The sequence below is a fragment of the Streptomyces sp. SLBN-8D4 genome, from assembly GCF_049739545.1.
Lineage (GTDB): Bacteria > Actinomycetota > Actinomycetes > Streptomycetales > Streptomycetaceae > Streptomyces > Streptomyces canus_C.
The window spans coordinates 6,965,218-6,982,896 of sequence record NZ_JBMGQC010000001.1; the positions used below are offsets into that span (position 1 = coordinate 6,965,218).

Below are 17,679 nucleotides of genomic sequence, written 5' to 3' on the forward strand. Positions count from 1 at the left end.
CTGAGAGCATAGGTGGCGGACCAATCGGAGAGGGAGGGGCACATGCCCGAGCAGGGGGCACCGACACCGGGCCTGGAGCAGCAGACGGCCGCGGCCGGCACGGAACCGCCCGCGGTCGCCGTGCGCCGTACCGGCCTGCTCGTCACTCTGCTCCTCGGCGGCCTCACCGCCACGCCCCCGCTGGCGATGGACATGTACCTGCCGTCGCTGCCGGAGGTCACCGACTCCCTGCACGCGCCCGCCGCGACCGTCCAGCTCACCCTCACCGCCTGTCTGCTCGGCATGGCGCTCGGTCAGCTGGTGGTCGGCCCGATGAGCGACCGCTGGGGCCGCCGGCGCCCGCTGCTGGCCGGTCTTGTCGTGTACGTCCTCGCGACCGCGCTGTGTGCCGTCGCGCCGAACGTGGAGTTCCTGGTCGGCTTCCGGCTGGTGCAGGGTCTCGCGGGCGCCGCGGGCATAGTGATCGCCCGGGCGGTGGTCCGGGACCTGTACGACGGCGTGGCGATGGCCCGTTTCTTCTCCACCCTCATGCTGATCGGCGGGGTCGCGCCCGTCGTGGCGCCGCTGATCGGCGGGCAGATCCTGCGGGTGACGGACTGGCGGGGCGTGTTCGTGGTCCTGACGGCCATCGGGGCGCTGCTCGCCGTCCTGGTGTGGGCGAGGCTCCCCGAGACCCTGCCCGCCGCCGAGCGGCACACCGGCGGCGTCGTCGACGCCCTGCACTCCATGCGACGGCTCCTCGCCGATCTGCCGTTCACCGGCTACATGCTCACCGGAGGCTTCGCCTTCGCCGCGCTGTTCGCCTACATCTCGGCGTCCCCGTTCGTGGTCCAGGAGATCTACGGCGCCTCCCCGCAGACGTTCAGCCTGCTGTTCGGCGTGAACTCGGTCGGCCTGGTCGTGGTCGGCCAGATCAACGGCAAGGTGCTGGTGGGCAGGGTCGGCCTGGACCGGGTCCTGGGCGTGGGCCTGCTGACCGTGACGGCGGCCGCCGCGGCTCTGCTGCTGATGACGACCGGGGTCTTCGGCGAGGTGGGCCTGCTCCCCGTCGCCGCCGGCCTCTTCGTCCTGATGTCCGCGATGGGTGTCACCCTGCCCAACGCCCAGTCCCTGGCCCTGCTGCGCACCAAGCACTCCGCCGGGTCCGCGTCCGCCCTCCTCGGCACGTCCTCCTTTCTGATCGGCGCGGTCGCCTCCCCGCTGGTGGGGATGGCGGGAGAGGACACGGCGGTCCCGATGGCGGTCGTCCAGTTGGCGGCAGCACTGGTAGCGCTCCTGTGTTTCATGGCAATGTGCCGTCCCTGGAACAAGCGTGCGACTACGGAGGGGGCGGAGAGCTGAGCGCACCGAGACTGCGCACGGACACACCGGAACGGGCCGGGCTCGACCCCGGCGAACTCCGGCATCTCGTCCGTGACTTCCGCACCCTCACCACCGGCGACCGACCCTGGGCTCCCGGCGCCGTCCTCGTCGCGGGGCGCGGCCCGGTGATCGCCGTGGAGGAGGCCTCGGGCTGGGCCGTCCGCTACGCCTCCTACGACCCCGAAGCCGACGCGGGCGTGGCACTGCCCCCCGGAGCGCGCGTCCCCGTCCGGACGGACACCCCCTTCGACCTGGCGTCCCTCACCAAACTGTTCACGGCCGTGGCGGCGGTGCAGCAGATCGAGCGCGGCACGCTGGGCATCGACGCGCGGGTGGGCGCCTACCTGCCCGACTTCACGGCGGCCGTGACCCACGGGATCACCGTCCGCGAGCTGCTCACCCACACCTCGGGACTGCGCCCCGAACTCCCGCTCCACGACTGCGACACCGACGAGGACCGTCTGGACCTGCTGCGCGCCGAGCCGCCCGTCGGGGTCCCCGGCACCTACACCTACTCCGACCTCAACCCGCTTCTCCTCCAGCACGTCCTCGAACGCATCACCGGCCGCCCCCTCGACGTCCTCGTCCACGACGGCATCACCCGCCCCCTCGGGATGACGTCCACTCGCTTCGGCCCCTGTCCGGGGGCGGCGGCCACGGAGGATCAGCGCCGGCCGTGGGCCAAGGCGGACCGGGGGATGCTGCGGGGCGTGGTCCACGACGAGAACGCGTGGGCGCTGGGCGGGGTGGCGGGTCACGCGGGCCTCTTCTCGACCGCCCGCGACCTCGCGATCTTCTGCCGGGCCCTGCTGGCGGGAGGCGCGTACGGCCCCGCCCGCATCCTCGGCCCGGACTTCGTGGAGCTGCTGCTGACCCCGCCCGGGCTGGGCTTCGCCATCGACCAGAAGTGGTTCATGGGGGAGCTGGCGGGGCGCGGAGCGGCGGGCCACACGGGCTTCACGGGCACGTCGCTGGTCCTGGACCCGGCGACGGACACGTTCGTGGTGCTCCTGGCGAACACGGTGCACCCGAGGAGACGCCCCCCGGAAAACCGACCACGAGCGGAGGCGGCGACACGGGTGGCGCGGGCAGTGCGGGGGGCGTGACCTCCGGTCCGTCTGGGGGTGCGGGGGTGTGGGTTTCGGGTCCGTTTGCGAGTGCTCCTTGCGGGGGCCTGTGAGGCGTACCCGCGCGGGGTGTGGAGGCGTGGGCTTCCGCCGCATCCGTAGGTGTCCCCCCGACCACCCGCGATCCCAGCCCCGCAAGCCCCGCAGGGAACCCGTGAGGGCCGCCCCCACGTCGGCCGCCCCTAGAATCACCGGGTGACCGCCCCCGTGCCCCCGGCCGAGACCCTCCGCAGCGCCCTCGCCACCCTCCTTGACGGCCTCCCTCCGAAGCGGGCCGCTCAGGCGGTGGACCGCCTGATCGCCACGTATCGCGGAGCCATCCCCACCGACACCCCGATCCTGCGCGACCGCGCGGACGTGGCCGCCTATGCCGCCTACCGCATGCCCGCCACCTTCGAGGCGGTCCACGCGGCCCTGGAGGCACTCGCCGAGGCCGTCCCCGGCTGGACCCCCGCCGACCACACCGACATCGGCGGCGGCACCGGCGCCGCGACCTGGGCGGTCACCGCCACCTGGCCGGGCGACCGGGCGGTCACCGTCCTCGACTGGTCCGACCCCGCGCTCACCCTCGGCCGCGAGATCGCCGCCGCCCACCCGGCCCTGAAGGACGCCCGCTGGCAGCGCGCCAGGATCGGCCAGGACCTCGTCCTGCCGGCGACCGACCTGGTCACCGTCTCGTACGTCCTCAACGAACTCACCCCGGCCGACCGAACCGCCCTCGTGGACACCGCGGCGGCGTCGGCGCAGGCGGTCGTGATCGTCGAGGCCGGGACCCCCGCCGGGTACGCCCGTGTCATCGAGGCCCGCGAGCGCCTGATCGCCGCCGGTTTCCGGGTCGCCGCGCCCTGCCCGCACAGCGCCGCCTGCCCGATCGTCCCCGGCGAGGACTGGTGCCACTTCTCCGCGCGGGTCAGCCGCTCCTCCCTCCACCGTCAGGTCAAGGGCGGCTCACTGCCGTACGAGGACGAGAAGTTCAGCTATGTCGCGGCCACCCGGCTCCCCGCCACCCCGGTGCCCGCCCGGGTGATCCGCCGCCCCCAGATCCGCAAGGGCCAAGTCCTCCTCGACCTCTGCGAGCCCGACGAGCAGCTGGCCCGGCGCACGGTCACCAAGCGCCACGGCGACCTGTACAAGGCGGCGAGGGACGCGGCCTGGGGCGACGGCTGGCCCCCGGCGGACAGGTCCTAGGCCAGTCCTGGGCCCGATCCACCGGGGGCCGCGGTCACGTCGACGCTTCCCCCGCCCCGTCCGCCTCCCGCTTCTCCTGGAGTTTCCGCAGCAGCTCGCGCTTGCGTGCCTGCGGGTCCCGCGCGCCGCCGATCCGGCCGTCGCGGTTGCCTCCGCGCAGCGCCTTGCGGCCGATGTTGCTGCGGGTGCCGCCCACTCCGAGCATGCCGCCCTTTTCACCTCGCGCCATGACCTGCCCCTTTCACTCACCCAACGCGTGACGAGACGTATCGTCTCACTCAACACCTCCTCACTCTCCGGCGAGACGCACCGTCTTGTCAACCTGATAGGTTCGCCCCATGGCCACCCAGAACCCCAAGCAGTCCGCCCCCGACACCACCCGGCGCAGTGAGAGGTCCCGTCGCGCCATCTACGACGCCGCTCTCGACCTCGTCGTGGAGGCCGGCTACCCGAAGACCACGATCGAGGGCATCGCCGCCCGCGCGGGGGTCGGCAAGCAGACGATCTACCGCTGGTGGTCCTCGAAGGCGGAGGTGCTGATGGAGGCGTTCCTCGACCTCAGCGCGCAGGCGGCACGGGAGGCCGCCCCCGAGGAGACATACGCCATTCCGGACACCGGCGATCTCGCCGCCGACCTCAAGGGCGTACTGCGGCTCACCGTGGACCAGCTCAAGGACCCCCGCTTCGAAGCCCCGTCCCGGGCACTGGCGGCAGAGGGCGTCGTCGACGAGAAGGTCGGCCGGACCTTCGTGGCCAAGCTCCTCGAACCCTCGCTCCAGCTGTACGTCGACCGGGTGCGCGCGGCCCAGGAGGCCGGCCAGGTGCGCCCCGAGATCGACCCGCGCATCGCCCTCGAACTCTGGGTCTCCCCCCTCGCCCAGCGCTGGCTCCAGCACACCGGCCCGATCAGCTACGACTACACCGACACCCTCGTCGACTACGCCCTCCACGGCATCGCACCCCGCTGACCCGTACACGGTCAACGGGCATTGCTTCCGAACCCCCCATATCCGCTCAGGGCCCCCCGGAGCAGAGGAAGGTGGGACCATGAGGCATGCTGTTTGGCACGACAGCGAGGCGAGGGTGGTAGATGAGCGCGGAGTCGGGGGGCCTGACCGGCCTGCAGGGCAAACTCTCCCAGTGGCTGCGCGGACGCCGGCCGAAGGAGGCCGCCGCCGGGGACGACGGCGGCCGTGAGGCCCTGCTGCTGGCCGCCGCCTCAGCGGGACTCCCGCTCGCGCCCGCCGCGCATCCCGCCCCCGGATACCGCTGTTCCTGCGACCGGGTCGGCTGTCCCACACCCGCCCGGCACCCCGTGTCCTTCGCCTGGCAGACCCAGTCGACCACCGACCGCGCCCAGATCGAGCGCTGGGCCCGGCACCAGCCGCAGGCCAACTTCATCACCGCGACCGGCATGGTCCACGACGTCCTCGACGTCCCCCTGGAGGCCGGCCGGGAGGCCCTGGAGCGGCTCCTGGACTCCGGTATCGAGGTGGGCCCGGTCGCCGAGAGCGACGACGGGCGGCTCCTCTTCTTCACCCTCACCCGCGGCACCCCCGAGGACGAGGACGAGTGGTGGCCGTGCGAACTGGACTGCCACCCCGAGACGGCGGACGAACACCCCGGCCTGCGGTGGCACTGCCGCGGCTCCTACGTCCTCGTACCGCCCGCCCGGCTGCCCGGCGACCAGGCCGTGCACTGGGTCCGCGGCCTCGAACACCCGCTGCCCGACCCGCTCAGCCTCCTGGAAGTCCTCACCGACGTCTGCTCCCGCCACGTCGGCGAGGAGCCGGACCACACGAGCGCGGCCTGGCCCCTGCGCCGGTAACAGCCGGTAGGAGCCGTTGGCACACGGGCCGCGCCGGTGCCTACGAGCTGCCTACGAGCCCTTCGCGGACGTCAGTCCCTGGATCCGCCCGATCACGTCGACCCGTTGGTCGCCCGCGCCCTTCGGCGGGTCGAGCGCCACCTCGTTGGAGACGAACTCCATCATCAGCGACTGCTTGATCTCGCCGGTCGTCAGCGCGAGCACGGCGGCACCGGGGTCCGGCACCGACGTACCGGAGGCGGCCGTCTCCTTCACGTAGTGGTGCGTGGCGAAGAACACCAGCGCCCCGCCGTCCGTCGTGCGCAACGCCAGCGGCGCGTAGGCGTCGTTGGCCAGCGGCTCGTCGATGTACTGGGTGGCCAGCCCCGGCCGGATGGCGTCCTTCGCCCGGTCCGCCCGCCACACGCTGGTGTGCGAGCCGTCCGCGAAGACGTCCCCGCCGCTCTTCAGATAGTTCGTGTAGTCCTTGCTCAGGTTCCCGGGCTCGGTGGCCAGACCGGTCGAGTCCGCGGGGACCGCCTCGGCCCAGCCGTCCGCGTCCTTCTTGAACCGCGGCACCTTGCCCTCGGCCACCAGCGTCAGATACGCCACCTGGAACGGCTCGTTCATGCCGTCGCGGGTGAACACGAACAGCCAGCGCGCGGTGCCGCCCTTGTTGCCGGCCGCGTCGGCGACGAACCAGCGTGGCCAGCCCGCCTTCTTCGGGATCGTGTACGTCACGTCCGACAGCTTCAGCGGGGTGTGCGAGGCGTTGCCGCTCGGGCTGTTGGCCTTGCCGGCCTTCAACCGTGCCGCGTCGATGGCACCGAGCGCGCCGGTGACATGGGCGGCGTCCAGCGAGCTGTCGTACGCCTTGTCGGCCGCGTTGTACGCGTTCGTGAACTGCTGGAGCGCCTTGGCGGCCTCCGCCTTGGTGGTCGCGGGCAGCACCTCCCGCTCGCCGTGCACCACCATGCATCCGCTCGCCGTCAACGACAAAACGGTCACAGAGGCTGCTATCAGTGCGCTCCGGTCAAGCCTGCGGAGCCTTAGAGGGCCGCGATCCCTGCTCATCAGGTGCCTTCACCTTCCCCTTCCCGGAGGCGAACCCTACCGGGGCGAGGAACAGCGCGAGCGTCGGGATCAAGTACAGCAGCCACACCGTGACCTGAAGGACGGTCGGGTCCGGCTGGAAGTTGAACACGCCCTTGAGGAGGGTGCCGTACCAGCTGTCCGGCGGGATGGTGTCGCTGATGTCGAAGGCCCCGTCCCTCAGGCCGGGCAGCCAGTTCGCCTCCTGGAGGTCGTGAAAGCCGTACGCCAGCACACCCGCGGCCACGACGACCAGCATCCCGCCGGTCCAGGTGAAGAACTTGGAGAGGTTGATGCGCAGGGCGCCGCGGTAGAACAGCCAGCCCAGGACGACCGCCGTCAGGATGCCCAGGGTCGCCCCGATCAGCGGGCGCGGGGTGCCGTCGCCGGCCGCGTGCACCGAGGTCCACACGAACAGGGAGGTCTCCAGGCCCTCGCGGCCGACAGCGAGGAACGCGGTGGCGACCAGGGCGCCCGTGCCCATCTGGAGGGCGGCGTCCAGCTTGCCGTGCAGCTCGGACTTCAGGTGCCGGGCGGTGCGCCGCATCCAGAAGACCATCCACGTCACCAGGCCGACCGCGATGACCGACAGGGAGCCGCCGAGCGCCTCCTGTGCCTCGAACGTCAGCTCCTGCGAGCCGAATTCGAGTGCGCAGCCGAAGCCGAGTGCGAGCGCGACCGCGACGCCGATGCCGATCCAGATGGGCCTCAGGGCGTCCCGGCGCCCCGTCTTCACCAGGTAGGCGATGAGGATGCAGACGACGAGAGAGGCCTCCAGGCCCTCGCGCAGACCGATCAGGTAGTTGGAGAACACGGGTCAGGCCTCCTTGGAGAACAGCGTGCTGCCCCACCAGTCGTCTTTGTCGCGGACGCCGGGCGGGACGGCGAAGACCGCTGAACCCACGTGCTGGATGTACTCGTTGAGCGCGTCGGTGGCCAGATGACGCTGGATACGGATGAAGCCCTCCCGGACGTCCTTCATGTACGCCAGGAAGAACAGCCCCGCGTCCAGCCGGCCGAGACCGTCCGTGCCGTCGGTGAAGGAGTAGCCGCGGCGCAGGATCGTCGCCCCGCCGTTGGAGTCGGGGTGCGCGAGCCGGACGTGCGCGTCGGGCTTCATCGCCGGCAGGAACGGCTTGTCGCGCTCCTTGGCCTTGCCGACCGGGGCGCCCTCGCCCTTGTCGCGGCCGAAGACGTCCTCCTGCTCCTGCAGCGAGGTGCGGTCCCAGGTCTCGATGTGCATACGGATACGGCGGGCGACGAGGTAGGAGCCGCCGTGCATCCACGGGGCGTCCTTGGCGTCCTTGGCGGAGTCCGCCCACACGAACTTCTCCAGGCGGTCGGTCTCCGTGCCCGCGATGTTGCGGGTGCCGTCCTTGAAGCCCATCAGGTTGCGCGGGGTCTGCGCGTCGGGCGTGGTCGAGGACGTCTTGCCGAAGCCGAGCTGCGACCACCTGATGACGACCTTGCCGAAGCCGATCCGGGCGAGGTTGCGGATCGCGTGCACGGCGACCTGCGGGTCGTCCGCGCAGGCCTGGACGCACAGGTCGCCGCCGCTGCGGTTCTTGTCGAGGTTGTCCCCGGCGAACTGGGGGAGGTCGACGAGTGCCTCGGGCCGCTGGTCCGCCAGGTCGAACTTCTCGAAGAGGGAAGGGCCGAAGCCGATCGTCAGCGTCAGCCGCGACGGCTTGAGACCGAGCGCCTCCCCGGTGTCGTCCGGCGGCGCCTCGGCGAGACCGCCGTACGCCCCTTCCCCGACCGCCTTGCCCGCGGTCATCCGGCGGGCCGCGGCCGTCCAGTCCTTGAGCATCTGCACGAACTCGGCGCGGTCCTCGGTCGTCACGTCGAACGCGGCGAAGTGCAGCCGGTCCTGCACGGGCGTGGCGATACCGGCCTGGTGGGCGCCGTGGAACTCCACGGCGGCACCGGCCTCGGCAGCGGTCGGGGTGAGGTCGTCCCCGGTGCGGGTCATCGCGACCGCGCCACCGGCCGCGGCGGCACCGAGCGCGAGCCCGGCCCCGCCCCAGCCGATGAGCGCGCGGCGCGAGGGAGTCGACTCCTGGGTCGTGTCCGTCATGGCCCCGGCCTCAGGCGGACTTGGTGACGACGGCGGCGGCGAGCTTGGACAGCGGTTCCGCGAGCGCGTTCACACCGTCCGACAGCTGCTTGCGATCGGCGTCGCCGACCTTGTCGTACGAGGTGAAGTCGTACGACGACTTGTCCGCGCGGTACTTGTCCAGCAGCGTGTCGATCGCCGCGAACTGCTTGTCGAGCTCGGCGACCAGGGCCGCGTTGTTCTCCTCGGCGACCGGCTTCAGCAGCTCGTACGACTTCTCGGCGCCCTCGACGTTGGCCTTGAAGTCGACGAGGTCGGTGTGGGAGTAGCGCTCCTCCTCGCCGGTGACCTTGCCGGTGGCGACCTCGTCGAGGAGCTCCTTGGCGCCGTTGGCCATGGAGGTCGGGGTGATGTCCGCCTTGCCGACCCGCTTCTGCCAGTCGGTGAGGTCGGTGATCAGCTGGTCGGCGAGGGTCTTGTCCTCGGCGGTGATCTTCTTGTCCTGCCAGAGGGACTTCTCCAGGCGGTGCCAGCCGGTCCACTTCTGGCCGTCCTCCAGGCCGTCCTCGCGGACGTCGACCTTGGGGTCGATGTCCCCGAAGGACTCCGCGACCGGCTCGGTGCGCTCCCAGCCGATCCGGGAGGGGGCGTAGGCCTTCTTGGCCGCCTCCAGGTCACCGGCCTTGACCGCGGCGGCGAAGGTCTTCGCCAGCGGCAGGGTCGCGTCGGCCTGCTCCTGCGCGTACTGGCGGTACGAGGCGACGGCGGCGTCGAGGCGCGGGTCGCGCTTGGCCGCCGTCCCGCCGGTGACCTTGACCTCCTGGCGGATGCCGTCGCCCTTCATGCCGGGCTTGCAGGCGATCGTGTAGGTGCCGGCCTTCACCTCGGCCGTGACCTTCTGCTTGGTGCCCGGGCCGATGTTCTCCCGCTCGGTGACGATCCGGTCGTCCGGGAAGAGGACGTAGACCTCGGTGACCTTGGAGCCCTTGTTCTCGATCGCCAGCTCCAGGTGGCCGGCCGGGAACTCCTTCTTGGAGACCTCGCACTTGCTGTCCGTCGCGGTCACGTCGATCACGCGGTTGCTGTCGCCGGAGCTTCCCTTCTCCGTGCACCCCGTGACGGCGGTCAGTGCCGCCACGGCGGTGGCGGTGACGACGGACAGTCTGGCGGCTCGCATGCGGGCTCCTGGTGCTGACGTTGAACATCACGTGACGGGTGTCACATGTTTGGTGAGGCTGACCTAACTTATCTGAGGCTTACCTGAGTGATATCGCGGGATGGCTCAAAACAGACACCAAGGGAGGGTCAAGGGACGGTCAAAGATTCTGCTCGGAGGTCACGGTCGGGGCGCCGTGCGCGGACGCGAAAGCACCTCGCTCCGCTGGTCACGAACCTGCGGGAGCGGCCGCCGAAGAAGGTCCACGCGCCGGCCCGTCGCCCCCGACACAGCCGGCGCAAAGGATCACGCCCCGGCGCGCGAAGGCGGCGACAACCCCAGGCCCGTGCCGCACCACGACCACCGCGTCACCGGCGTGCGCCCTTCCCTGCCGGCCCGCAGCAGAGGACCTGCCCCGCCCCGTGGGGCTCACCGACGGTGCCGCGCGCCATTTCCCGTGGATCGGAGTAGGGGGCATGCCTGCCCCGCCGTGTTCACCGGCCGTACTGCGCCCCGGCTGCCGCGTCTCGGGTGCGCCCTTCCTGGTGGCCCGGAGTAGGGGGAGGTACCTGCCCCGCCTACTCCGAGTAGGGGGTGTACCTGGGGTCGCGCCCAGGCCCCCGTGTCTCCGGCCGCCGGGGCGCCGGTGCGCGCCTTTCCCGGTGGCCCGCAGTAGAGGGGGGCATGGGGCGCCCCGACCACCGCGTCTTCGGCGTGCGTCCCTCCCTGGCGGTCCGCGTCGGAGGAGGGCATGTCCTGCCCCGTCGGGCTCGCCGACGGTGCTGCGTCCCGGCCGCTGCGTCTCCGGTGTGCGCCCTTCCCGGTGGTCCGCAGTGGGGGGTGTGCCTGCCCCCCGGGGGGGGGGGCTCGCCCGACCGTGTCGCGCCCCGACCACCGCGTCTTCGGCGTGCGTCCCTCCCTGGCGGTCCGCGTCGGAGGAGGGCATGTCCTGCCCCGCCGGGCTCGCCGACGGTGCTGCGTCCCGGCCGCTGCGTCTCCGGTGTGTGCCCTTCCCGGTGGCCCGCAGCGGAGCACGTGCAACCGCTCCCTCGCCCGGCCCCGTACAACCCGTCCCGTGGCGCTGCTCCCCGGATGCTTGAATTCCCCCGTGACTGACTACGACGTGCTGCGCGTCTTCTGTGCGCCGAACGGTGGCTACGGCAATGAGCTGGGGGTCGTCCGTGAGGGGTCCGTGATGCCGGACCGGGACGAGCGACAGGCGTTCGCCGCGAAACTCGGGTTCAGCGAGACCGTGTTCGTCGACGATCCCGAGCGGGGCGTCATCGACATCTACACGCCCTCCGTACGGCTGGCCTTCGCCGGATACCCGTGTGTCGGGGCCGCCTGGCTGCTCGACGTGCCCGAGCTCGTCACGCCCGCCGGGGTCGTCGGTACCCGGCTGGACGGGGAGTTCAGCTGGATCGAGGCGCGGGCAGAGTGGGCGGCGCCCCGGACCTTCCGGCAGTACGCCGGCGCCGCCGAGGTGGACGATCTGGCCGTCCCGGCGCCGGGGGCGTGGATCTACGCCTGGGCCTGGGAGGACGAGGCCGCCGGACGGATCCGGGCCCGTGGCTTTCCCGGCCGGGGTGACGGTGTCGAGGAGGACGAGGCCACCGGCGCCGCCGCTCTCCAGCTCACCGACGAACTGGGGCGAGCCCTGAACATCGTCCAGGGCGCCGGCTCCCAGATCCTCACCGCCCCGCAGCCCGGCGGATGGGTCGAGGTGGGAGGACGGGTCTTCCTGGAGCGCTGACCTCGTCAGGGATCTACGGCAGCGTCAGGATCTCCGCCCCCGTCTCCGTCACCACCAGCGTGTGCTCGAACTGCGCCGTCCGCCTGCGGTCCTTCGTGACGACCGTCCAGCCGTCGTCCCACATGTCGTACTCGTGTGTCCCGAGCGTCAGCATCGGCTCGATCGTGAACGTCATGCCGGGCTGGATGACCGTCGTCGCGTGCGGGCTGTCGTAGTGCGGGATGATCAGGCCGCTGTGGAACGAGGAGTTGATGCCGTGGCCCGTGAAGTCCCGGACGACTCCGTAGCCGAAGCGCTTGGCGTACGACTCGATCACCCGGCCGATGATGTTGATCTGCCGGCCCGGCTTGACGGCCTTGATCGCACGGTCCAGGGACTCCCGGGTCCGCTCGACCAGCAGACGGCTCTCCTCGTCGACGTCACCCACCAGGTACGTCGCGTTGTTGTCGCCGTGCACCCCGCCGATGTACGCCGTCACGTCGAGGTTGATGATGTCGCCGTCCCGGAGCACGGTGGAGTCCGGGATGCCGTGGCAGATCACCTCGTTGAGGCTCGTGCACAGCGACTTCGGGAAACCCCGGTAGCCGAGCGTCGACGGGTAGGCGCCGTGGTCGCACATGTACTCGTGCGCCACCTTGTCCAGTTCGTCGGTGGTCACCCCGGGAGCGATCAGCTTCGCGGCCTCCGCCATCGCCCGCGCCGCGATACGGCCGGCGATCCGCATCGCCTCGATCGTCTCCGGGGTCTGCACCTCCGGACCCGTGTACGGCGTCGGCGCGGGCTTGCCGACGTACTCGGGGCGCCGGATGTTTCCGGGCACGGAACGGATGGGGGACAGCTCCCCGGGCACGAGCAGCGACTGGCCAGACATGCGGACGAGTCTATCCAGCGGCTATGGGGGAACATGACGTTGGCGAGAGGAGCAGGTCATGCCCTTGTTCAAGAAGCGTGCGGTCGGCAAGCCGGGCGAGTGGTACTACTGCCTGGAGCACAAGACGGTCGAGGAAGGGCCCGAGTGCCCGGCCAAGGACCGCTTCGGGCCCTACGCGACCCGGAAGGAAGCGGAGCAGGCGATGGAAAGGGCCCGCGAGCGCAACCTCGAGTGGGAGAACGACCCCAAGTGGCACGACGCCCCCGCGAGCAGCGAAGACAGCTGATCACGCCTCCATGGGGGTCGGCGCGGCTGCCTCGCGTTGCGTGCGCAGCCGCGTCGCGTGCTCGTTCGTGCGCACGTCGTACGACATCAGCCCCGGCAGGCACAGGGCCAGCAGGCCCACGGCGCCCGCACACAGCAGGCCACCGGACCAGACCGACGTCCGCACGCCCCACCACGCGGCGAAACCGCCGGCCCTGACCTGACCGACGGTCGGGCCCACCGAGTACGACAGCAGCTCGATCCCGGCGAGCCGCCCGCGCAACTCGTCCGGGATCGTCTGGTTCCACATGGCCCCGCGGAAGATCCCGCTGACCATGTCGCAGCCGCCGGCCACGGTCAGGAACAGCAGCACCAGCCATACGTCGTCCATGACCCCGGCCGCCGCGATCGCCACGCCCCACAGGGCCGCCGACAGCACCACCATCCGGCCGTGCCGGTGGATCCGTGACGTCCAGCCGCTCATGAGGCTCACCAGCAGGGCGCCGAGCGGGATGCTCGCGTACATCAGACCCAGCGACCACCGCGCGTCCAGTTCGTCGGCGAGGAACGGCAGCAGGGCCAGCGGCATCGCCAGGAACATCGCGGCGAGGTCCACGGCGTAGGTGCCGAGGAGTTCCTTGCGGCTCCAGGCGTACCGGGCGCCCTCCGCGATGGCCTTCAGCGACGGCTTGGCGGCCTCGTGGGAGGCCGGCGAGGACGCGATCCGGGCCACGAGGACGACGGAGACGGCGAAGGTCAGCAGGTCCGCACCGTACGCCCAGCCCAGGCCCGCGTAGGCCACCACCACGCCCGCCAGGGCCGGGCCCGCGACCCCGCCCACCGTCCAGCGGAAGGAGTTCAGCGCGGCCGCCGCCGGGAGGTGGTCGTGGGCCACGATCCGGGGCCACAGGGAGTCGAGCGCGGGACGCTGCACCGAGACCAGGGCGGAGGACAGGGCCGCGACGACGTACAGCGGCCAGACGGCGGGGTGCGGGAACAGCGCGTTGAGCAGCAGGGCCGCGCTCAGCAGAGCCTGCCCCACCTCGGTCCACACGATCAGCTTCCGCTTGTCCCAGGCATCCGCGAGCGCGCCGCCGTACAGGCCGAAGACGAGGAGCGGGATCAGCTCCACGGCCCCGATCGCGCCCACCGCCGCCGCCGAGCCCGTCAGGTCCTTCAGCTGGACCGGCAGGGCCACGAAGGTCAGGAAGCTGCCGAAGTTCGAGATCAGCCCCGAGTACCACAGCCGCCGGAAGTCCCGGGAGGCCCGCCAGGGGGCGAGGTCGGGGAGCATCGCGCGCAGGCCGGAAGCGGGTGCGGGGGCGTCGTCGGTCACGAGCCGTCATGGTCGGGGGAGGCCTCCCGGTCCGGCAACTGCTTTTCCGCGGCTACCAGCGGGCCGGAGGCGGTGCCGTCAGCTGGTCGGCCAGTCTCGACAGCCGGTCCCGGAAGCGCCGCCGGCCCCGGGGCGTGGGGACGGCGTTCTCCCCGGCCGCCGCGCTCACCAGGTGCTGGACGGTGTCCAGATCGAGGTCCGTGCCCTCCGGCACGGCCAGCGACTCGTGGGACATCGCGGCGAGTCCGTCCTCACCGGGGCCGAGCGAGAGGACCGTCGCGCCGGCCCGCCGGGCGTCATGGACCTGCTCCAGAAGCGGGGCGCCCGGCCGGTCCGGGGACACCACCAGCAGGGTCTCGCCGCGCCGGGCCGCCGCGAGCCGGCCCGGCCCGACCGACAGATGCGCGGGGTCGGAGGGGCGCGCGTCGTGGCGTACGAGAGTGGGGGCCAGCTCCGGTGTGCCCGACCAGGCGGCCTCGTCGACCAGGTGGGCCGCCAGATGCCACGGTTCGTACTCCGGCGTGCCGACCAGGAGCAGTCCGCCGCCGTGCGAGACCACCGAGCCGCGCAGCACGCCCGCGAAGCGTCGCGTGGCTCCCAACCACTCGGTCCCGGCGAGCACTTCGCGCAGCAGCGCGACCCGTACGGCGTCCATGGGGCCGCATCCTGCCGCACCCGGGCGGGCGTGACCCGCGGTTCACCCCGGATTCGCCCGAACCGGGCAGGGCACGGGCATGCCGCCGGCGTTCGCCACCGGGTCGCCGCCGGTCCGTGAACCCGCTCACCCGACCGGCCCAGGCGGGCGGGGCGCACGTAAAGTCGGCGCCATGACCTCTAGCGACAGTGCTGCACAGAAGGCTCCCGCCAAGGACCCCTGGGACCTTCCCGACGTCTCCGGGCTCGTCGTCGGCGTGCTCGGCGGGACCGGGCCGCAGGGCAAGGGCCTCGCCTACCGGCTCGCCCGCGCCGGGCAGAAGGTGATCATCGGCTCCCGCGCCGCCGACCGCGCGCAGGCCGCCGCCGAGGAACTCGGCCACGGGGTCGAGGGCGCCGACAACGCCGAGACCGCGCGCCGCAGTGACATCGTGATCGTCGCCGTGCCGTGGGACGGCCACGGCAAGACCCTGGAGTCGCTGCGCGAGGAACTCGTCGGCAAGCTCGTCGTCGACTGCGTCAACCCGCTCGGCTTCGACAAGAAGGGCGCCTACGCGCTGAAGCCGGAGGAGGGAAGCGCCGCCGAGCAGGCCGCGTCCCTGTTGCCGGACTCGCGGGTCACCGCCGCCTTCCACCATCTGTCGGCCGTGCTGCTCCAGGACCCGGAGGTCGAGGAGATCGACACCGACGTCATGGTGCTCGGCGAGGAGCGGGCCGACGTGGAGATCGTGCAGGCGCTGGCCGGCCGTATCCCCGGCATGCGCGGCATCTTCGCGGGCCGCCTGCGCAACGCCCACCAGGTGGAGTCGCTGGTCGCCAACCTGATCTCGGTGAACCGGCGGTACAAGGCGCACGCGGGGCTGCGGGTCACGGACGTGTGAGGCGATGGGGGACACTGGACGCCGTAGCGCAGCAGTGTCCCCCTGACAGGAGCCCGTGGAAATGCCCCGCCTAGCCCTCTACGCCCTCGCCGTCTGCCTCCTCGCCGTGGCCGCGGCGGTCGTCTCCTTCGCGCAGGGCAGCTGGCTCGGGGTCGTGTGGGTGCTGCTGGCCGGACTCTCCTCCAACATGTGCTGGTACTACCTCAAGCGGGGGCGGGCCGCTCAGGTCCAGAAGCGGTAGAGGCTCCAGCCGAACGAGGCTTCCCCGGGGTCGACCTGGAGTCCGCGCAGGACCGCGTCGACCAGGTCGAAGAACACGCTGTTGACCTGCGGCACCCACAGCAGCGCGAACACGAACAGCAGGCCGAAGGGCGCGAACGGCTCGATCTGGCGCTTGATGCCGGGGGAGAGCCAGGGCTCGATCACGCCGTAGCCGTCCAGGCCCGGGACCGGCAGGAAGTTCAGGATCGCGGCCGAGACCTGCAGCAGGGCGAGGAAGGCCAGCGCGAAGCGGAACTCCAGCGGGACCCCGGCGAGGGCGTCCAGCCAGAACGGGGCCGTGCAGGCGATCGCGAACAGGACGTTCGTAAGGGGGCCCGCCGCCGAGATCAGGCTGTGCCGCCAGCGGCCGCGGATCCGGTCGCGCTCGATGAAGACCGCGCCGCCGGGCAGGCCGATGCCGCCCATGATCACGAAGATGACGGGGAGCACGATGCTGAGCAGGGCATGGGTGTACTTCAGAGGATTCAGCGTGAGGTAGCCCTTGGCGCCGATCGTGATGTCGCCGCTGTGCAGGGCGGTGCGGGCGTGCGCGTACTCGTGCAGACAGAGGGAGACGATCCAGGCGCCGGTCACGAACAGGAACACGGCGACGCCGGGCTTCTCGGCGAAGCCGGTCCAGGTGGCCCAGCCCGTCACCGCCGTCACGGCGCAGATCCCGAGGAAGACGGGGCTGATCCGCCGGTCGCTGTGGCGGGTGGTGGCGGTGGTCATGGGGCTCCCTGGACTGGACACGCGCGCGGTGGGACTGCCCGACGGTACCGGGCACAGGGGAAAACGTCTTGGGGTGGGGCGGGGGTTCCATGGAAGGGTGGGGACATGGGGCTCTGGCACGTGTTCTACGCGGACTGGCAGATGGAGTGTTGCGGTACGCCCTTCTCGGTGGGGGAGGAGGTGGGCTGGCCGCTGCTGTTCCGTGCCCCGGCCGACGTGCTCGGCGGCGGCTGGGACCACCACCTCACCGAGCTCACCGGACCGGTGGAACAGGGTGCCGTGCGGGTGCTGCGGGACGTGAGCGGCCTGGTCGTGGGGGTGGCGGAAGATGCGCTGGTGCCAAAGGACTCTCAGGGGTTCGTCGGGCTGCTCACCGTCGAGACGCACGGCGGGCGCTTGCCCGAGGTGCGGGGACGGGTGCGGAAGGTGCAGGTCGTGACACAGGAGTACGGCAGGACGGAGCCGGGTTCTCGGACCTGGGAGCCGGTGCCGGGGCGACGGTCACTGCGGTCGGTGGACGCGTGCCCGAAGTGGTTCGCGGGTGGTGGGGGTGTGCGGTCCGAGGCGGGGGTGCTGGTCACGCTGGAGGTCTTGGGCGGGGCATGAGCCCTCCGGCGGTCGGCCTGTTGGGAGGACCTCGACACGGACGCCTGGCCGCGGCGGGCGTGCCTCGGCAGTCCGACGGGCTTCGGCAGCGCGGGCGTGCCTCGGCAGTCCGACGGGCTTCGGCAGCGCGGTCGGCCTCGGCAGTCCGAGCGGCCGACCAGCCCCGACACACTCCGACCGACCTCGCCGGTCCGGCTGGCCCCGGCCCTCCGACCAGCCCCGGCACTCCGGTTGGCCGACCCGCCCCGGCAACCCGGTTGGCCAACCAGCACCCCAGCCGGCCCCGGCGTCCCTGCCGGCCACCCGACATCCCACTCTCGGAGCCGCGTGACCCGTCCCGCCCCCGGCCCTCCGACCGGCCTCGGCAGCCCCCGGCGTCCCTGCCGGCCGACCCGCCCCGCAACCCGGCAGGTCAACCGGTACCCCGGCCAGCCCCCCGCAACCCGGCAGGTCAACCGGTACCCCGGCCAGCCCCCCGCAACCCGGCAGGTCAACCGGCACCCCGGCCAGCCCCCCGCAACCCGGCAGGTCAA

19 protein-coding genes are annotated in these 17,679 nt (G+C 72.0%); 10 read left to right on the plus strand and 9 right to left on the minus strand.

What is annotated here, in order from left to right; translation table 11 throughout:
• Window positions 1-42: 42 nt before the first annotated feature.
• The 3 genes from RKD20_RS31635 (at window position 43) to RKD20_RS31645 (ending at window position 3,677) form a co-directional block, all read left to right on the plus strand.
• Window positions 43-1,341, plus strand: a complete 1,299-nt coding sequence (locus RKD20_RS31635; protein WP_424880681.1) for a multidrug effflux MFS transporter — start codon at window positions 43-45, stop codon at window positions 1,339-1,341.
• Complete coding sequence (locus RKD20_RS31640) at window positions 1,293-2,468, plus strand: serine hydrolase domain-containing protein (protein WP_424880682.1); 1,176 nt, start codon at window positions 1,293-1,295, stop codon at window positions 2,466-2,468. Before RKD20_RS31635 ends, RKD20_RS31640 begins: the two co-directional genes overlap by 49 nt.
• Window positions 2,469-2,684: 216 nt before the next feature.
• Window positions 2,685-3,677, plus strand: coding sequence for a small ribosomal subunit Rsm22 family protein (locus tag RKD20_RS31645; RefSeq protein ID WP_424880683.1), 993 nt, complete (start codon window positions 2,685-2,687; stop codon window positions 3,675-3,677).
• A gap of 34 nt (window positions 3,678-3,711) precedes the next feature.
• Here the strand turns inward: RKD20_RS31645 and RKD20_RS31650 are convergent, their stop codons facing one another.
• Window positions 3,712-3,906, minus strand: coding sequence for a DUF6243 family protein (locus tag RKD20_RS31650; protein ID WP_424880684.1), 195 nt, complete (start codon window positions 3,904-3,906; stop codon window positions 3,712-3,714).
• A gap of 109 nt (window positions 3,907-4,015) precedes the next feature.
• Here RKD20_RS31650 and RKD20_RS31655 point away from each other — a divergent pair, with 109 nt between their 5' ends.
• Together RKD20_RS31655 and RKD20_RS31660 are read left to right on the plus strand one after the other, a co-directional pair.
• On the plus strand, window positions 4,016-4,645 hold the full coding sequence (locus RKD20_RS31655; protein ID WP_424880685.1) for a TetR/AcrR family transcriptional regulator: 630 nt from the start codon (window positions 4,016-4,018) through the stop codon (window positions 4,643-4,645).
• Between the two features lie 122 nt (window positions 4,646-4,767).
• The gene (locus tag RKD20_RS31660) at window positions 4,768-5,505 is read left to right on the plus strand and encodes a bifunctional DNA primase/polymerase (RefSeq protein ID WP_020115955.1); all 738 of its coding nucleotides are present in this window, start codon (window positions 4,768-4,770) and stop codon (window positions 5,503-5,505) included.
• 51 nt (window positions 5,506-5,556) lie between these two features.
• Here the strand turns inward: RKD20_RS31660 and RKD20_RS31665 are convergent, their stop codons facing one another.
• Genes RKD20_RS31665 through efeO form a run of 4 tightly spaced genes read right to left on the minus strand, consistent with a single transcriptional unit; the run spans window position 5,557 to window position 9,809 of the window.
• A complete protein-coding gene (locus RKD20_RS31665; RefSeq protein WP_424880686.1) occupies window positions 5,557-6,558 on the minus strand; it encodes a hypothetical protein in 1,002 nt (333 codons plus the stop codon).
• A complete protein-coding gene (efeU, locus tag RKD20_RS31670; protein WP_424880687.1) occupies window positions 6,518-7,390 on the minus strand; it encodes an iron uptake transporter permease EfeU in 873 nt (290 codons plus the stop codon). Before efeU ends, RKD20_RS31665 begins: the two co-directional genes overlap by 41 nt.
• Window positions 7,391-7,393: 3 nt before the next feature.
• Window positions 7,394-8,653, minus strand: coding sequence for an iron uptake transporter deferrochelatase/peroxidase subunit (efeB, locus tag RKD20_RS31675; protein WP_424880688.1), 1,260 nt, complete (start codon window positions 8,651-8,653; stop codon window positions 7,394-7,396).
• Window positions 8,654-8,663: 10 nt separating this feature from the next.
• Complete coding sequence (efeO, locus tag RKD20_RS31680; protein ID WP_424880689.1) at window positions 8,664-9,809, minus strand: iron uptake system protein EfeO; 1,146 nt, start codon at window positions 9,807-9,809, stop codon at window positions 8,664-8,666.
• Window positions 9,810-10,896: 1,087 nt separating this feature from the next.
• On the opposite strand from efeO, the gene RKD20_RS31685 reads away from it, so the two are divergent.
• Window positions 10,897-11,541, plus strand: coding sequence for a PhzF family phenazine biosynthesis protein (locus RKD20_RS31685; protein ID WP_424880690.1), 645 nt, complete (start codon window positions 10,897-10,899; stop codon window positions 11,539-11,541).
• Window positions 11,542-11,554: 13 nt separating this feature from the next.
• Here RKD20_RS31685 and map read toward each other — a convergent pair whose 3' ends face one another.
• Window positions 11,555-12,412 carry a type I methionyl aminopeptidase gene (gene map, locus RKD20_RS31690; RefSeq protein ID WP_020115949.1) on the minus strand — a complete coding sequence of 286 codons (858 nt, stop codon included), beginning with the start codon at window positions 12,410-12,412 and terminating at the stop codon, window positions 11,555-11,557.
• Between the two features lie 58 nt (window positions 12,413-12,470).
• On the opposite strand from map, the gene RKD20_RS31695 reads away from it, so the two are divergent.
• Entirely contained in the window at window positions 12,471-12,698 is a 228-nt protein-coding gene (locus RKD20_RS31695) for a hypothetical protein (RefSeq protein ID WP_424880691.1), read from the plus strand.
• Here RKD20_RS31695 and RKD20_RS31700 read toward each other — a convergent pair whose 3' ends face one another.
• Both RKD20_RS31700 and RKD20_RS31705 read right to left on the minus strand, forming a co-directional pair.
• Window positions 12,699-14,012, minus strand: coding sequence for an MFS transporter (locus RKD20_RS31700; protein WP_424880692.1), 1,314 nt, complete (start codon window positions 14,010-14,012; stop codon window positions 12,699-12,701).
• 52 nt (window positions 14,013-14,064) lie between these two features.
• Window positions 14,065-14,667: a hypothetical protein gene (locus RKD20_RS31705; protein WP_424880693.1), complete on the minus strand. Its 603-nt coding sequence runs from the start codon at window positions 14,665-14,667 to the stop codon at window positions 14,065-14,067.
• Between the two features lie 172 nt (window positions 14,668-14,839).
• Here RKD20_RS31705 and npdG point away from each other — a divergent pair, with 172 nt between their 5' ends.
• Both npdG and RKD20_RS31715 read left to right on the plus strand, forming a co-directional pair.
• Entirely contained in the window at window positions 14,840-15,547 is a 708-nt protein-coding gene (gene npdG / locus RKD20_RS31710) for an NADPH-dependent F420 reductase (protein ID WP_424880694.1), read from the plus strand.
• A gap of 61 nt (window positions 15,548-15,608) precedes the next feature.
• A complete protein-coding gene (locus RKD20_RS31715) occupies window positions 15,609-15,788 on the plus strand; it encodes a hypothetical protein (protein WP_037899771.1) in 180 nt (59 codons plus the stop codon).
• Here RKD20_RS31715 and RKD20_RS31720 read toward each other — a convergent pair.
• Window positions 15,770-16,540, minus strand: coding sequence for a site-2 protease family protein (locus RKD20_RS31720; RefSeq protein ID WP_424880695.1), 771 nt, complete (start codon window positions 16,538-16,540; stop codon window positions 15,770-15,772). The genes RKD20_RS31715 and RKD20_RS31720 overlap by 19 nt on opposite strands.
• Before the next feature lie 105 nt (window positions 16,541-16,645).
• Here RKD20_RS31720 and RKD20_RS31725 point away from each other — a divergent pair, with 105 nt between their 5' ends.
• Window positions 16,646-17,146, plus strand: a complete 501-nt coding sequence (locus RKD20_RS31725) for a DUF6578 domain-containing protein (RefSeq protein WP_424880696.1) — start codon at window positions 16,646-16,648, stop codon at window positions 17,144-17,146.
• The last annotated feature ends 533 nt before the right edge of the window (window positions 17,147-17,679 follow it).

Excerpts from the sequence above, each read along its gene's own strand:
- RKD20_RS31635 (WP_424880681.1), top strand. The coding sequence starts at position 43 with ATGCCCGAGCAGGGGGCACCGACACCGGGCCTGGAGCAGCAGACGGCC.
- RKD20_RS31650 (WP_424880684.1), bottom strand. The coding sequence starts at position 3,906 with ATGGCGCGAGGTGAAAAGGGCGGCATGCTCGGAGTGGGCGGCACCCGC.
- RKD20_RS31655 (WP_424880685.1), top strand. The coding sequence starts at position 4,016 with ATGGCCACCCAGAACCCCAAGCAGTCCGCCCCCGACACCACCCGGCGC.
- RKD20_RS31660 (WP_020115955.1), top strand. The coding sequence starts at position 4,768 with ATGAGCGCGGAGTCGGGGGGCCTGACCGGCCTGCAGGGCAAACTCTCC.
- RKD20_RS31665 (WP_424880686.1), bottom strand. The coding sequence starts at position 6,558 with ATGAGCAGGGATCGCGGCCCTCTAAGGCTCCGCAGGCTTGACCGGAGC.
- efeB (WP_424880688.1), bottom strand. The coding sequence starts at position 8,653 with ATGACGGACACGACCCAGGAGTCGACTCCCTCGCGCCGCGCGCTCATC.
- efeO (WP_424880689.1), bottom strand. The coding sequence starts at position 9,809 with ATGCGAGCCGCCAGACTGTCCGTCGTCACCGCCACCGCCGTGGCGGCA.
- map (WP_020115949.1), bottom strand. The coding sequence starts at position 12,412 with ATGTCTGGCCAGTCGCTGCTCGTGCCCGGGGAGCTGTCCCCCATCCGT.
- RKD20_RS31695 (WP_424880691.1), top strand. The coding sequence starts at position 12,471 with ATGCCCTTGTTCAAGAAGCGTGCGGTCGGCAAGCCGGGCGAGTGGTAC.
- RKD20_RS31705 (WP_424880693.1), bottom strand. The coding sequence starts at position 14,667 with ATGGACGCCGTACGGGTCGCGCTGCTGCGCGAAGTGCTCGCCGGGACC.
- npdG (WP_424880694.1), top strand. The coding sequence starts at position 14,840 with ATGACCTCTAGCGACAGTGCTGCACAGAAGGCTCCCGCCAAGGACCCC.
- RKD20_RS31715 (WP_037899771.1), top strand. The coding sequence starts at position 15,609 with ATGCCCCGCCTAGCCCTCTACGCCCTCGCCGTCTGCCTCCTCGCCGTG.
- RKD20_RS31720 (WP_424880695.1), bottom strand. The coding sequence starts at position 16,540 with ATGACCACCGCCACCACCCGCCACAGCGACCGGCGGATCAGCCCCGTC.
- RKD20_RS31725 (WP_424880696.1), top strand. The coding sequence starts at position 16,646 with ATGGGGCTCTGGCACGTGTTCTACGCGGACTGGCAGATGGAGTGTTGC.